General features: G+C 69.7%; 10 protein-coding genes and 2 pseudogenes. 3 read left to right on the top strand and 9 right to left on the bottom strand.

What is annotated here, in order from left to right:
* Positions 1-8: 8 nt before the first annotated feature.
* Both HMPREF0591_RS06410 and HMPREF0591_RS06405 read left to right on the top strand, forming a co-directional pair.
* Positions 9-338 carry a hypothetical protein gene (locus tag HMPREF0591_RS06410; protein ID WP_040621946.1) on the top strand — a complete coding sequence of 110 codons (330 nt, stop codon included), beginning with the start codon at positions 9-11 and terminating at the stop codon, positions 336-338.
* A complete protein-coding gene (locus HMPREF0591_RS06405) occupies positions 335-2,185 on the top strand; it encodes a GMC family oxidoreductase (RefSeq protein WP_007167640.1) in 1,851 nt (616 codons plus the stop codon). Before HMPREF0591_RS06410 ends, HMPREF0591_RS06405 begins: the two co-directional genes overlap by 4 nt.
* A 361-nt stretch (positions 2,186-2,546) precedes the next feature.
* Here HMPREF0591_RS06405 and HMPREF0591_RS34375 read toward each other — a convergent pair whose 3' ends face one another.
* The 3 genes and pseudogenes from HMPREF0591_RS34375 to HMPREF0591_RS32185 form a co-directional block, all read right to left on the bottom strand.
* Positions 2,547-3,773: a PPE family protein gene (locus HMPREF0591_RS34375; protein WP_007167638.1), complete on the bottom strand. Its 1,227-nt coding sequence runs from the start codon at positions 3,771-3,773 to the stop codon at positions 2,547-2,549.
* Between the two features lie 213 nt (positions 3,774-3,986).
* Positions 3,987-6,921, bottom strand: a pseudogene (locus tag HMPREF0591_RS06395) (MMPL/RND family transporter).
* A pseudogene (locus tag HMPREF0591_RS32185) lies at positions 6,918-7,340 on the bottom strand (MmpS family transport accessory protein). The pseudogenes HMPREF0591_RS06395 and HMPREF0591_RS32185 overlap by 4 nt, the downstream one beginning before the upstream one ends.
* A gap of 496 nt (positions 7,341-7,836) precedes the next feature.
* Here HMPREF0591_RS32185 and HMPREF0591_RS30720 point away from each other — a divergent pair.
* Positions 7,837-8,055, top strand: coding sequence for a hypothetical protein (locus HMPREF0591_RS30720; RefSeq protein ID WP_007167632.1), 219 nt, complete (start codon positions 7,837-7,839; stop codon positions 8,053-8,055).
* Between the two features lie 30 nt (positions 8,056-8,085).
* On the opposite strand, the gene regX is transcribed toward HMPREF0591_RS30720, so the two are convergent.
* From regX to HMPREF0591_RS06360, 6 genes are all read right to left on the bottom strand, one after another.
* A complete protein-coding gene (gene regX, locus HMPREF0591_RS06385; protein WP_007167631.1) occupies positions 8,086-8,769 on the bottom strand; it encodes a two-component sensory transduction protein RegX in 684 nt (227 codons plus the stop codon).
* Between the two features lie 49 nt (positions 8,770-8,818).
* Complete coding sequence (locus HMPREF0591_RS06380; protein ID WP_007167630.1) at positions 8,819-10,039, bottom strand: sensor histidine kinase; 1,221 nt, start codon at positions 10,037-10,039, stop codon at positions 8,819-8,821.
* Positions 10,040-10,191: 152 nt separating this feature from the next.
* The gene (locus HMPREF0591_RS06375; RefSeq protein ID WP_007167629.1) at positions 10,192-10,941 is read right to left on the bottom strand and encodes a phosphoglyceromutase; all 750 of its coding nucleotides are present in this window, start codon (positions 10,939-10,941) and stop codon (positions 10,192-10,194) included.
* A 10-nt stretch (positions 10,942-10,951) separates the two neighbouring features.
* Complete coding sequence (locus tag HMPREF0591_RS06370) at positions 10,952-11,461, bottom strand: type III secretion system chaperone family protein (protein ID WP_007167628.1); 510 nt, start codon at positions 11,459-11,461, stop codon at positions 10,952-10,954.
* Entirely contained in the window at positions 11,458-12,729 is a 1,272-nt protein-coding gene (gene mshA / locus HMPREF0591_RS06365; protein ID WP_007167627.1) for a D-inositol-3-phosphate glycosyltransferase, read from the bottom strand. The genes HMPREF0591_RS06370 and mshA overlap by 4 nt, the downstream gene beginning before the upstream one ends.
* Positions 12,730-12,785: 56 nt before the next feature.
* Positions 12,786-14,015 (bottom strand): ROK family protein, encoded by a 1,230-nt coding sequence (locus tag HMPREF0591_RS06360; protein ID WP_244268845.1) that lies wholly within the window; start codon positions 14,013-14,015, stop codon positions 12,786-12,788.
* Positions 14,016-14,039: the final 24 nt, after the last annotated feature.

Genomic DNA, 14,039 nt, shown 5'->3' with positions numbered 1-14,039 from the left:
ATCCCGACATGAGTTTTCTGCTCGACCCACCGCTGCTGTTCGCCTCCGGCGTGCTCATCGAGCGGCGGCTGCCCGCCGACCGTCGCGACGTCGCCGAGGCCGCCACCCTGGGCGTCTTCTTCGGCGGGTCATTCGGGTTGTACAACAACGTGCCCGGCCTGGGGGTGTTGTGGCGGCCCTTCCGCGCCCGCAACGGCCGCGACTTCATGTGGAACAGCGGCGTTTTCAGCGTCAACACCGCCGAGGCGGACTGGCCCCTGCACGCGGCGGCGGGCGCCATCTTCGCCACCTATCCGTTCTTCATCAAGATGGGCCGCCGCCTCGCGCGGCTGATATGAGCCTGGTCGCCTCGTTCGGGACCGCGCTGTTGCCCGAGGAGTACGGCGGCCCGGCGGCGCCCGAGCTGGCGGCCCGCGTCGAGCGCTACCTGCGGCAGTTGCCGGCGGCCTCGCGGGTGGCCATGCGCGCCGGGCTGCTCGGGCTGACCGCGGCGAGCTTCGCCACCACCGGGCGGTCGCTGTCGCGGCTGGCACCCGACCGCCGCGAACGGGTGCTGCGGCGGGTCGCCGCGCTGGGCCCGGACGCCGGCGCGGCCCTCGAGGCGATGAAGGCGATCGTGTTGCTGGCCAACGGCGCGGAAACATACGCGCCCGAACTTCTTTCGCGAGCCGAGCAGCAGGTGACGGCCCGCCCCGACGCGGCGTTGAACATCATCGGATCGGCCGAGAGCCGTTCCGTCGTCACCGCCGACGCGGTGGTCGTGGGCTCCGGCGCCGGCGGCGCGATGGTGGCCCGCACCCTGGCGCGGGCCGGGTACGACGTCGTCGTCCTCGAGGAGGGCCGCCGCTGGACCGTCGAGGAATTCCGCACCACCCATCCCATCGACCGCTACGCCGGGCTGTACCGCGGCGCCGGCGCGACCGTCGCCCTGGGGCGCCCGTCGGTCGTGCTGCCCATCGGCCGCGCGGTCGGCGGCACCACGGTGGTGAATTCGGGCACCTGTTACCGCCCGCCGGCGGCCGTGCACCGGCGCTGGCGCGACGAATTCGGCCTTGCGCTGGCCGATTCCGACCGACTGGCCGAGCGCCTCGACGACGTCGAGCGCACCTTGCGGGTTGCCCCGGTGCCGCTGGAGATCATGGGCCGCAACGGGCGCCTACTGCTCGACGCGGCCGCCGCGCTGGGCTGGGATGCGGCGCCCATCCCGCGCAACGCGCCGGGCTGTGCGGGCTGTTGCCAGTGCGCGATCGGCTGTCCCCGCAACGCCAAGTTCGGCGTGCACCTCAACGCGCTGCCCGAGGCATGCGCGGCCGGCGCGCGGATCATCTCCCAGGCGCGCGTCGAGCGCCTGCTGCACCGGCGCGGGCGCGCCCGGGGCGTGCGGGCCCGCCGGCCCGACGGCACGGCGCTGGACGTGCTGGCCGACACCGTCGTCGTGGCGGCCGGCGCCACCGAGACGCCAGGGCTGTTGCGGCGCAGTGGTGTTGGCTCGCACCCGAGGCTGGGCCGCAACCTGGCGTTGCACCCGGCCACCATGCTCGCCGGGCGCTTCGAAGACGACGTCGTCGCCTGGCACGGGGTGCTGCAGAGCGCGGCGGTGCACGAGCTGCACGACTCACACGGCGTGCTCATTGAAGCGACCTCGACCCCGCCCGGGATGGGCTCGATGGTGTTTCCCGGCTACGGCGCCGAGCTGCTCGGCTGGCTGGACCGCGCGCCCCGGGTGGCGACGTTCGGCGCCATGGTGGCCGATCGCGGCGTCGGCTCGGTGTCCACGGTGCGCGGCGAGACGCTGGTTCGCTACAACATCGATCGCGGCGACGTCGCCAAGCTCGTCGTCGCGATCGAGGCCATGGGCCGCCTGTTGTTCGCCGCGGGGGCGAGCGAGGTGCTCACCGGACTGCCCGGCGCACCGACGGTGGCGTCGATGCCCGCCCTGCAGGATGCGCTGCGGAGCAGCGACCCGAAAAGCTTGCACCTGGCCGCTTTTCACCCGACGGGCACGGTGGCCGCGGGCGCCGACGATCAGCTCTGCCCGGTCGACGAGACCGGGCGGCTGCGCGGCATGGACGGCGTGTGGGTGGCCGACGCCTCGATCCTGCCGAGCTGCCCGGAGGTCAATCCGCAGGTGTCGATCATGGCGCTGGCGCTGGGCGTGGCCGACGAGGTGGTTCGCGCCCGGTGATCGCGTGTGCGCTCAGGGTTTCGAGGGTGAGCGCTGGGCGGGAAATCGGCGAAATGTCCGCCCTCAGCGCACCCTCAAGGCCCGCAGCGCACGCTCGTTGCCGAGGGTGGGCGACCGGCATCGCGTCCGATGATGGTCGCCATCAGGGCCCGCCGGAACGTGCGTCCCGGCCCGGCGGCGTCGGCGCCCGCATCCGCTAAGGGACCCGGGGCCGACTCGACCCCCGTGGCGCTCGCCGCCCAGGCCGCGGGCACCGACAGCGGGCCGAGCGCGGGCGCACCGCCCATCCCCGCGGCCGGGGCGCCGACAGCCGGGTGAAACGGCCATCCCAGCCGGGGGCCGGGGTGCGCCCGCACGTCGCTCAACCGGCGCTGGAAACGGCTTGCGCCCATTCCAGTAGCCCATCCACGTCGAGCTGCGGCTGAATTCCGGCGGTGCCCGCCAGCCCCGGCGCGGCCAGCCCGCCCAGCGGCACCCCCAATGCGCCCGACGAGCTGGGGATGGGGGTGACGGTGGCGATGCTGACGGTGCCGAAGACGTTGGTGATGGACGCGCCGGCGGGGCCGACGATGGCGGTGGCGCTGTTTGCGAACGTCTGGACGGCAACCTGTTCGGCGGCGGCCACCTGGAGTGTGGCGGAGCCGTTGACGAGGGCGACCAGGACCTCCTGGAACGACCCGGGGGTGAGGACGAGGGGGCTGGAGCCGGCGGTGACGTCGACGCCGCCGGGGATCAGCACACCGCCCTCGGAGCAGTCGATGATCGTGTGAATGGTGGCGCCGGGGTTGACGATAACGGAGCCGAAACTGATCAGGTTCGTGCCGGAGCCGGTGATCGTGATCTCGCCGCTGTTGAGGTACATGCCGGTGTTGGCGCCGATGGTGATGGTGCTGCCCGGTGCGGCCGTGACCGTCTGGCCCGGGGCGACGGGCCCGACGGTGTCGGCGGTGGAGCTGAGCGTGTGCATCGTGGCATTGGTCGAGGCCAGTTGCTGGGTGACGCCGGTGGTGTTCTGGGCGGCGGCCTGGGCCACCGTCTGCGCCTGGGCGCCCTGCCCGGCGGGATTGGTGGTCTGCGGCGGCTCGTCGAACGGGGCCAGGGTGCTCGCGCTCTCACTCGCGGCGGCGTAGCCGTACATCGCCGTGGCGTCTTGCACCCACATCTCCATGTACTGGGCTTCCGTGGCCGCGATCGCCGAGGCGTTCTGCCCCAGGAAGTTGGTGGCGATCAGCGCCATCAACTGCGCCCGGTTGGCCGCGATCACCGGCGGCGGCACCGTCATCGCAAACGCCGCCTCGTAGGCCGCCGCCGCCGAGTAGGCCTGGCCGGCGGTCTGCGCCGCCTCGGCGGCGGCGGTGGTCAGCCACTCCACGTACGGGGTGGCCGCGGCCGTCATCAGCAACGCCGAGGGGCCCGACCACGCCAGCCCGGTCAGCGCCGCCAGCTCGGCCGCGTAGCCGCTCGCCGTCGCCTCCAGCTGCGCGGCCAGCGCGTCCCAGCCCGCCGCGGCCGCCAGCATCGGCCCCGCCCCGGGGCCCGCATACATCAGCCCGGAGTTGACCTCCGGAGGCAGCGACGCAAAGTCCAAGTGGTCGGTCCTCTCCGCGGCGAGCAGGGCGGGTAGTTTTCAACAGCCATAGAATAGTTTTTCAACGGCCATAGAATAACGCCAAGCGTCGCCGGGCGCCAGCAAATGAGGTGAACGGCGCGTGACAAGAAGCCGCGCCCCTCGGGTCGTCGCCCGCGGCCCGGGTGTGGCGCGCGGCTGCGGGGACCCGAGGTCAGCGGTTGGCGCCGCGAGCTACGTTCGCGGATCCGGCGCGGTCGCGTGCCGCGGCTGGTGCAGCAGCGCCCGAACCAGCGGGCGCGGCCCCACGGACCGAAGCATCAGGCTGGCCGGGCGAACCCGCACCCGCTTCGGCCACCAGAACCAGCGTCCCATCACCGTCATGATCGACGGCGTGATGAGCGATCGGACGACGAACGTGTCGAACAACAGGCCGATGCCGATCGTCGTGCCGAATTGGCCGATCGCCCGCAGGTCGCTGGTGATCATCGCACCCATGGTGACGGCGAACACCACGCCGGCCGCGGTCACCACCGGGCCGGTGACACCCATGCCGCGGATGAGCCCGGTTTTCAGACCGGCCCCGATCTCCTCCTCGATCCGCGACACCAGCATCAGGTTGTAGTCGGACCCCACCGCCAAGAGCACGATCAACGCGAATTCGGTTGCCACCCAGTGCAACTGGAAGTTTCCGAGATGCTGCCAGATCAGGGTCGAGAATCCGAAGGCGGCCCCGAGCGACATCACGATCGTCCCGACGATTACGCCGGCCGCGACCAAAGCGCGGGTGACGAGCACCATGATGATGAAGATCAGGACGATCGAGGCCACCCCGGCGATCATCAGGTCGTACTTCGCGCCGTTGGCGATGTCGTAGAACGTCGCCGCCGTACCGCCGAGGTAGATGTCGGCGTTCTCCAGCGAGGTGAGTTTCAGCGCCTCCTTGGCCGCTTTGCGTTCCTGATCGACGGACGCGATCCCCTTCGTCGTCGCCGGATCAACGGCGTGGGTGATGATGAAGCGAGCGGCCTTGCCGTCCGGGGACATCATCAAGCTCAACCCCAGCTGGAAGTCCGGGTTCTGAAACACCTCCGGCGGCAGGTAGAACAGGCTCTCCACCTGAGAGTCGTTGAAGGACTTGCCCATTACGGCGTTCGTGTCGGTCAGCCGGTCGAACTGATCGATCAGGCTGTCGAACGAGCTGTAGATCGTCAGCGTCGTGTCCCGGATCGACTTCGAGACGGCGATGTTCTCGGGGATGATCGCAGCAACTCGCGCGTGGCCGTGGCCGTGTCGGTGAGGTCACTGGTGAGGGCGTGGAACTTCTCGGCCAGCTGATCGAACCCGTCCAGCGCGTCGAACAGGCTGCGCAGCGACCAGCAGATCGGAATGTCGTAGCAATGCCTCTCCCAGTAGAAATAACTGCGGATCGGTCTCCAGAAATCGTCGAAATCCGCGATATGGTCCCGAATCTCGTCCGTGATGGCCGCCGTCTCCCCCGTCGTTTTCGAGCTGTCGTCCGCGGCATTCGCGAGCTTCTGGGTTACGGCGTACTGGCGCTCCAACAGGGCTATCTGAGTGTCGAGGAAACCGGTGATCTTCTTGATGTCGCCGACACGGGCCTTCAGGTAATTGAGGTTGTCGCGGATGGCTGCGCTTTGCACGCTGAGTTGGAAAGGAATCGAGCCGTCCTGGATGGGCGGACCCAGGGGCCTGGTGATGCTCTGCACCCGTTCGATGCCGGGCACATGAAATATTGCACCGGCGATCTTGTCCAGGACCAGCAGGTCCCTGGGATTGCGCAGATCGTGGTCCGATTCGATCATCAGCAGGTCCGGGTTCAACCGGGCCTGGGTGAAGTGTTGATCGGCCGCGTTGTACGCCTTTACCGATCCCGCGCTCTGCGGCAGGTAGTACAGGTCGTTGTAGCGCGGGGTGAAGCCCATCAAGCCGATGGCGCCGACGATCGCCAGGATGACGGAGGTGGCCAGGATCGGCGCCGGCCACCGCACGATCGCCGTCGCCAACCGGCGCCATCGGGTGTAGTTGAACTTTCGTTTCGGGTCCAAGAGACCGAAGCCGCTGGCGAACGCGATCAGCGCCGGCGTCAGGGTCACCCCGGCGATCACCACCACCAGCAGACCCACCGCGCACGGAAACGCCAGCGAGCTGAAGTAGGGCAGCCGGGTGAACTTCAGGCAGGCCAGCGCCCCGACGATCGTCAGACCCCGAGCCCAGCACCACTTTGGTGACCCCGGCGAAGGTGTCGTAGTAGGCGGCCTCGCGGTCCAGGCCCCGTTCACGGCCCTCCTGGTAGCGGCCGACCATGAAGATCGCGTAGTCGGTACCCGCCGCGATGGCCAGCGCCGTGAGCAGGTTGACCGCGAAGGTCGACAGCCCCATGATGCCGGTGCTGCCCAGCAGCGCCACCACGCCTCTACCGGTGGCCAGGCCGACGAAGAGAATGACCATCGTCAGGAGCACCGTGCCGATGGACCGATAGACGAACATCAGCATGATCGCGATGATGATGATGGTGATGATCGTCATCTTGGCCAGGCTCGCGTCACCGACGACGATCGTGTCGGCGGTCAGGGCCCCCTGGCCCGCGACGTAGGCCTTCACCCCCGCCGGCGGCTTCGAGTCCGCGACGATCTTGCGCACCGCGGCAACCGATTTGTCGCCGACCGCGCCGCCCTGGTCTCCGCGCAGGTTGACCTGGACGTAGGCGGCCTTGTGGTCGTAGCTCTCGACACCCGACGACGTGAAGCGCTGCCCAGAAGTTCAGCGCGTGCTCGACGTGCTCGTGGTCCTGCTGCAGCTTGTTGACCAACTCGTCGTAATACCGGTGAGCGTCCTGGCCGAGCGGTTTGTCGCCGACCAGGGTCACCAGGACGAGGTTGTCGGAGTCGTACTCCTTGAATTTCTCCCCGATGTGCTTCATCCCGGTCACCGAGGGCGCGTCGGACGGCGAGAGCGGCACCGAGACCTCCTCGGCAACCTTCTCCAGCTGGGGAACGAAGACGTTCACGCCGACCGCGAGCAGCACCCAGAACACGACGATCGGCAGCGCCAGGACGCGGATGGTGCGGGCCAGCCGCGGCTTGTGCTCGACCTCGGTGCGTTGCGCGACGGGGATTTCGTCCGTGTCGCTCGTGTCGTCGCTCACGCGGACTTGTCCAAGCAGGAAACCTGCGCGTTGCGGTTGTTGGCCTGTTGTTGGTCGACCAATTTGCCGTCGACGGTGATCCGGCAGCCGATGAACGAGCTGTCACCCTGGGCGACGACGTAGGCGAAGATGCCGGGCATCTGGGCGACGATCGTCGTCGACCACGGCAACGTGGTGAAGCTGGCCTTCTGCGGTAGTGAGTCCGCATCCATCCAGTTGACGACGCCGGTCGTCCCGGGCGGTCCCTAAATTTCGTAGATGGCGGTCTTGGCCGCGTACGGCGGGGTCGCATCGCGGGGATCGGGCTTGGGCAGGCCGGGTCCCGGGAAAACGCCGTTGAGTCGCAGCACCGCAACGCCGCCGATGACGAGCGCGACGACCACGACCAGCGGCACCCATGCCCGCTTGAGCAGCGTCAACACCGTTCCCCCCGATCGCGATTGCCCGACGGGCTGATGCTAAGACACTTCATCTGTTCCAGCATTTCGTCGCGTGCGCCACGGCTACCCGAACGCCGTGCCGGCGGAATTCATTCCTGCGGGTGCGCGGCCGCGTCGCCGCCCGCACCGCTCGTCGTAACCCGCCCGGGCCACTCGCGTCTGGACAGCACGACGCGACACTCAACGCCGCGTTGGAAGGCCGAGGGAGTTTCGGGCGCCGGCGTGCGTCGGCGACAGCCAAATATGCTGCGCTGCAGGCCATTCCGCCCCGGTATCCCGATTTAAAGGCGTATCAACCTGTCGCGCGGTCGATTTCACCGAGGCGACCGCGCCAGGCCGTGCCCGAACCGCGGGGCAAGCGGCAACGGACCATTTCGGGGTTGAATTCCCCACCGGTCGATTGTGCGGGCCGTCGATTGTCAACGCCGATCGAAAACCGGCACCGATCAGGGGTCGCGGCGCGTAACCTGACGATATGGCTACCAAGACCAAGGTGAAGACCTGCGTCCATTGCGGCCACACGTTCGATCCCAACGACCACCGGCGCGATCTGTCCGATCCGGAATGGCTTCCGGCCGCGTCAATTTATTGTTCGCACGAATGCAGTGACCGATTCCATTGCGATCTATCGCACTGCTGCTCGACGCACGCGAAAAAGAAAGGGCAGCGCCAAGCCGCCAAGGCGGCGCGATAATCCGCCCGTTCCCCGAATCGGGGACCCGGCCTAGCCCTCCAGCTTGTAGCCCAGCCCCCGCACGGTCACCAGGTGGACGGGGTTGGCCGGGTCGGCTTCGATCTTGGACCGCAACCGCTTGACGTGGACGTCGAGCGTCTTGGTGTCGCCGACGTAGTCGGCGCCCCACACCCGATCGATCAACTGCCCGCGGGTCAGCACCCGGCCGCTGTTGCGCATCAGGTATTCGAGGAGGTCGAACTCCTTGAGCGGCAACGTGATCGTGTCACCGTTGACGGAGACGACGTGTCGCTCGACGTCCATCCGTACCGGCCCGGACTCGAGCACGCCGTCGCTGATCTCGGAGTCGTCGTCGCCGCCGCGGCGGAGCACCGCGCGGATGCGGGCGATCAGCTCGCGCGCCGAATACGGCTTGGTCACGTAGTCGTCGGCGCCGAGCTCGAGCCCGACGACCTTGTCGATCTCGCTGTCCCGGGCGGTCACCATGATCACCGGCACGCTGGAACGGGCTCGCAACTGCTTGCACACGTCGGTCCCCGACATGCCGGGCAGCATCAGATCCAGCAACACGATGTCGGCGCCGCCGCGGTCGAACTCGGCCAGCGCGGCCTGCCCGTCGGTCACGACGGTGGCCTCGAAGCCCTCCTTACGCAGCAGGAATGCCAGCGGGTCGGCCAGCGACTCCTCGTCCTCCACGATCAGCACACTGGTCATGCGCGCCACTCTCCTTCATCGCGATGCTCTGCATCGTCGTAAGCGCGGGTCATCGACTTAGTTCTTCCTCTCGTTGTGACCTGTTGGGCCGCGCCTCGCGGCCCTGCGGTGGCTCGGGTTCTTCGTCAGTGTCCTTGTAGGCCGGAATCGACAGCGTGAACGTCGATCCGGTCCCCGGCTTGCTCCACACCCCGATGCTGCCGTTGTGGTTGGCCGCGACATGTTTGACGATGGCCAGGCCCAGCCCGCTGCCGCCCGTGGCGCGCGAGCGTGCCTTGTCCCCCCGGAAGAACCGCTCGAAGACCCGCTCCTGGTCTTCCAGCGCGATCCCGATGCCGCGGTCGGTGACCGCGATCTCGATGTTGTCGCCGCGGCGGCGGCGGCTGATCGAGACCGGCGAACCCGGTGGCGAGTAAGCGATCGCGTTGGAGACCAGGTTGGCCAGCGCGGTAACCAGAAGCGTTTCGTCGCCCAACACTCGCAAGCCGCTGGGCGCATCGGTGCGGACCTCGATCTGAGCGTTGTCGGCGGCCACCTTGTGTCGTGAAATGGCTTCCGACACAACGGTATCCACCTCGACCTCGGTCACGTTGGGTAGGCGTTCGGCGCCCTGCAGCCGGGACAGCTCGATCAGCTCGGCGACCATGTCCCCCAGGCGGTTCGCCTCGACGAGCACCTTCTCGGCAAACCGGCGAACGGTCTCGGGGTCGTCGGCGGACGCCAGCAGCGCCTCGGCGAGCAGGGCCATGGCGCCGACCGGCGTCTTGAGCTCGTGGCTGACGTTGGCGACGAAGTCGCGGCGGGTCGCCTCCATGCGGGCGTAGTCGGACTGGTCGTGGGCGAACACCACCGCGAACCGGCGGTCTTCCTCACTGAGCAGCCGGGCCTGCCCGTGCACCGACAGCCCGGAGCGGCCCGCGGCGCGTTTGGCCGGCCGCAGGTCGAATTCGACGTCGACCCCGCTCAGCGCCTGCTGCGCCGCCTCCCACGCCTGGTCGTCGAGCTGCCGGTCGCGCACCAGCCCGAGCTCCCTGGCCCGATCGTTGAGGTAGACGACGTCGCGGTGCGAATCCACCACCGCCACACCCAGCGGCATCAGCGTGACGATGCGTTGCAGCATCTGCGCGACGGTGATGCCGGTCCATTCGGTGCTCACGCGCTGCCGGCGGTGGGCCGCTTTCGGCGACAGCCGGGTCCCGGCTGCTACACCTATGGCCAGCCCCAGCACGGACAAGACCCCGGCCAGCAACAGCGCCGAGAACACAGTCACATAGCAAATCCTACAAATCTTCCTGAACGCAGCCCTAGCGGAACGAGGCCAAAATCGGACAAGTCACAGTTTCCGCTTCAGGTGTTCCACTCCCGTTCACGCGATGTTCGGTAAACGGCCCATTCCAGCTCGCAATCGCGCCCCGGCCCGCGTCAGCGGCGCCCCTGGCTGGCAACCGCCGCGGCACCCGCGGCGGCGGCCTCCGGGTCCAGGTAGGTGCCGCCGGACACCACCGGCCGCAGCTCGGCGTCCAGGTCGTAGCGCAGCGGAATCCCGGTCGGGATGTTCAGCCCGACGACGTCTTCGTCCGACATCCCGTCGAGGTATTTGACCAGGGCCCGCAGCGAGTTGCCGTGCGCGACGATCAGCACCGTCTTGCCGCTACGCAGGTCGGGCACGATGACGTCGGTGAAATACGGCAGGAACCGGACCACCACGTCGGCCAGGCATTCGGTCAGCGGGCCGCCGCCGATGTTGGCGTACCGGAGATCGGTGTCCTGGCTGAACCGGCTGCCCCGCTCGATCGGCGGCGGCGGCGTGTCGTAGCTACGCCGCCACGTCATGAACTGCTCGTCGCCGTAGCGCTCCTTGGTCTCCGCCTTGTTCAGACCCTGCAGCGCCCCGTAGTGCCGTTCGTTGAGCCGCCAGCTGCGCCGCACCGGGATCCACAGCCGGTCGGCGGCGTCCAGCGCCAGGTGGGCGGTGGTGATCGCGCGGCGCAGCAGCGAGGTGTAGAGGACGTCGGGCAGTAGGTTCTGCTCGGCCAGCAACTCGCCGCTGCGCACGGCCTCGGCGCGGCCCTTTTCGGTCAGGTCCACGTCGACCCACCCGGTGAACTGGTTGCTTGCGTTCCATTCGCTCTCGCCGTGGCGGAGCAGCACCAACGTGCCGGTGTCTCCCATGCCGGCTAGCTTATTCGTCGTCTTCGTCGATCAAGTGGGCGAACGCCTCCAGGTTCTTCAGCGACTCGCCGCGCGACACCCGCCACTCCCATTCCTTCTGGATCGACGAGCGAAAACCCAACTCCAGCAACGTATTAAAGTCCGTATCGACCGCTTCGAGCACCTGCCCGAGCACCCGGTCGATCTCGTCGGCGTCCACCGACGCCAGCGACATGCGGCCCACCAGGTAGATGTCGCCCACTTTGTCCAAGGTGTAGGCCACCCCGTAGAGGCGGCGGTTGCGCTTGAGCAGGAAGCGATAGACGCCCTCGTGGTTCTCGTCGGGCTTGCGGCACACGAACGCCTCCACGCGCACCGAATGCTCGCCGATGCTCAAGATGGTGTTGGTCTTGAGTTTGCGCTCGCCGGGCAACTCGACCACCAGCCCGGACAGCCCGCCGTGCGCCCCCTCGTGTTTCGAGTAGACCAGGCCGCTGGCCCGCAGCGCGTCCTCGATCACGCGCTCGACAGGTGGGGTCATGCGCCCACCCCGCTGCGCTCGGCGGTGTACTCGCGGATCGCGCGGCGGTAGCTGGCCAGCAGCGCATCGGTGGTGTTCTCCCAGGAGAACGTGGCCGCGTGCGCGGCGGCCGCGCGGCTCATCGCCCCGGCCTGCGGCGCGCGCAGGCGCAGCACGTGGTTCAGCGCGTCCGCCCAGCGGTCGACGTCGTGCCCGGCCACCAGCGTCCCGGTGATCCCGTCGCGCACGGCCACCGGCAGGCCGCCTACCGCGGCCGCCACCACCGGCGTGCCGCAGGCCTGCGCCTCGACGGCGACCAGGCCGAACGACTCCGAGTAACTGGGCACGGCGACCAGGCTGGCGGCCTGGAACAGGGTGGCCAGGTCCGTGCGGGACTGCGGGGGCAGGAAGGTCACCCGCGCCGCGATGCCCAGTTCGTCGGCGAGCCGCCGCAGCCCGTCCGGGGAGGCCAGGCCGCTGCCCGACGGGCCGCCCGCGACGACGATGCGCACACCGGGCAACTTCGCGGCGGCGCGCAGCACGATGTCGGGGGCCTTCAGCGGCTGGATCCGCCCGACGAACGCGACGACGTCCTCGTCCAGCGGCAATCCCAGCGCGGCCCGGGCGGCCCGCCGGTCCCCCGGGCGGAACACCTCCAGATCCACTCCGGGGTGGACGACGTCGATGCGGGCCGGGTCGGCGCGGTGGATCGAAATCAGTTGCGCGGCCTCGTCGTCGGTGTTGACGATCAGCCGGTCCGCCTCGTCGACGACCTGTTGCTCGCCGACCGTGCGCAGCGGCGGCTCGGGCGCGTCGCCCGCCGCCAGCGCCGCATTCTTGACCGCGGCCAGCGTGTGCGCGGTGTGCACCAGCGGCACCGCCCAGCGGTCGCGGGCCAGCCAGCCGACCTGTCCGGACAGCCAGTAGTGCGAGTGCACGATGTCGTAGTGGCCCGGTTCGTGCGAGGCCTCCGCGCGCAGCACCCCGGCGGCGAACGCGCACAGCTGAGTGGGCAGGTCGTATTTGTCCAGGCCCTCGAACGGCCCCGCCACCACGTTGCGCACCAGCACGCCGGGCGCCACCCGCGCCACCGGCGGGTCGGCGGACGCGGTGGCCCGGGTGAAGATCTCCACCTCGATGCCCCGCCGCGCCAGGTGCAACGCGGTTTGCAGCACGTAGACGTTCATGCCCCCGGCGTCACCGGTACCCGGCTGGGCCAGCGGCGAGGTGTGCACCGCCAACACGGCGACCCGGCGCGGTTTCAGCCGGAAAACGTCGTCGTGGCGCACTCTGTCATCTTTACAGGACGGTTGGGTCCCCGGCCCAATCCCCAGGACAGGTCGGGTCAAGCGGACGACTCGTCGGCGGCGGCGTCGCGCAGCCGCGGGTTCAGCGCCCCGGCCCGCCGCATCGCCCCCAGCGGGTCGGCGTACAGCCCGCCCAGCGACACGGTGCCCGCGCCGGCCTCCTGCACCCGGTTGCCGAAGACGGTGACGCGGATGTCGCGCGGCGCCAGCACCGACCGCTCGGCGAACGCCGCCTCCACCCGCTGCATCGCCTCGGGGTACTCGGTGAACGCCTGGCCGCCGACCACGAGTTCGTCGGGGTTGAGCATGTCGCGCAGCAGGGCCACCGCCTCCCCGAGCACCCGGCCCCGCTCGTCGAGCAGGTCCTTGGCCCCCTCGTTGCCGGCGCGGGCCAGCCGCAGCAGGTCGGCGATGCCGGCGGCCGGCGCGTTGGCGCGGCCCGCGGGCAGGATCCGCAACCGGCAGGCGGCGGCCAGCACCGCCTCGTCGCTGACGGTGGATTCCAGCTGGCCGGTGCCGCCGAGCGGTTCGGAGTGGACGGGCAGGGTCGCGATGGTGCCCGGGCCGCTGGCGGGGCAGTGCACGCCCCCGCCGATCACCAGCGCGTAGCCCACGGTCTCGCGGGCGTAGACGTAGAGGCTGGTGGGCGAGCTGGGCAGAAACCGCCGCATGCCGAGCAGGAGTTCGGCCCCGGCCATCGCGTCGACGTGCGACGCCACCGAGACGGGCAGCCCCAGCGCGTCGCCCAGCACCGGCCCGACCGGCGCCTGCCGCCAGCCCAGCCGCGGGTGGTCGACGTGGCCGGTGGCGCCGTCGACGGTGCCGCCGATCGCGACGCCGACCCACAGCGGACGGCGCCGATGCCACCGTCGCAGGTAGCGGGCGGCGCTTTCGGACAGCGACGCCAGCGCGGGCCCGGCGGAGCTGAGCGGCGTGGGCGTCTCGACGGTGTCGAGCGTGCGGCCGAACAGGTCGGTGGCCACGATGCTGGTGGTGCGGGCGCCGATGTGGATGCCCAGCGTCACGAACGGTTCGTGGTTGACCTCGACGGGCACGCGGGGGCGGCCGATCGCGCCGGACACGGCCAGGTCGGCGCGCTCTCGCAGCAGGCCGGCCTCGAGCAGCGCGATGACCTGGCGGTTGACCGTCGCGATGCTCAGCGAGGTGACGCCGGCGATGACGTCACGGCCGACGGGGCCGCGCAACCGGACGGCCCGGAAGACCGAGGCCGCCGCCGAGTCGGGGATGTGCAGCGCCGGCGGCACGATCTGCCGGCGGACCGGCCGGTGCCC

It is taken from the genome of Mycobacterium parascrofulaceum ATCC BAA-614, assembly GCF_000164135.1.
In the GTDB taxonomy this organism is placed as follows: Bacteria; Actinomycetota; Actinomycetes; order Mycobacteriales; family Mycobacteriaceae; genus Mycobacterium; species Mycobacterium parascrofulaceum.
The sequence above is the reverse complement of the archived record's forward strand: the minus strand, read 5'-3'. Positions and strand labels throughout refer to the sequence as shown.

Bases quoted from the DNA above. Each gene is read 5' to 3' on its own strand.
- HMPREF0591_RS06410 (WP_040621946.1), top strand. From the start codon at position 9: ATGAGTTTTCTGCTCGACCCACCGCTGCTGTTCGCCTCCGGCGTGCTC.
- HMPREF0591_RS06370 (WP_007167628.1), bottom strand. From the start codon at position 11,461: ATGACCCCACCTGTCGAGCGCGTGATCGAGGACGCGCTGCGGGCCAGC.
- HMPREF0591_RS06405 (WP_007167640.1), top strand. From the start codon at position 335: ATGAGCCTGGTCGCCTCGTTCGGGACCGCGCTGTTGCCCGAGGAGTAC.
- HMPREF0591_RS30720 (WP_007167632.1), top strand. From the start codon at position 7,837: ATGGCTACCAAGACCAAGGTGAAGACCTGCGTCCATTGCGGCCACACG.
- regX (WP_007167631.1), bottom strand. From the start codon at position 8,769: ATGACCAGTGTGCTGATCGTGGAGGACGAGGAGTCGCTGGCCGACCCG.
- HMPREF0591_RS06375 (WP_007167629.1), bottom strand. From the start codon at position 10,941: ATGGGAGACACCGGCACGTTGGTGCTGCTCCGCCACGGCGAGAGCGAA.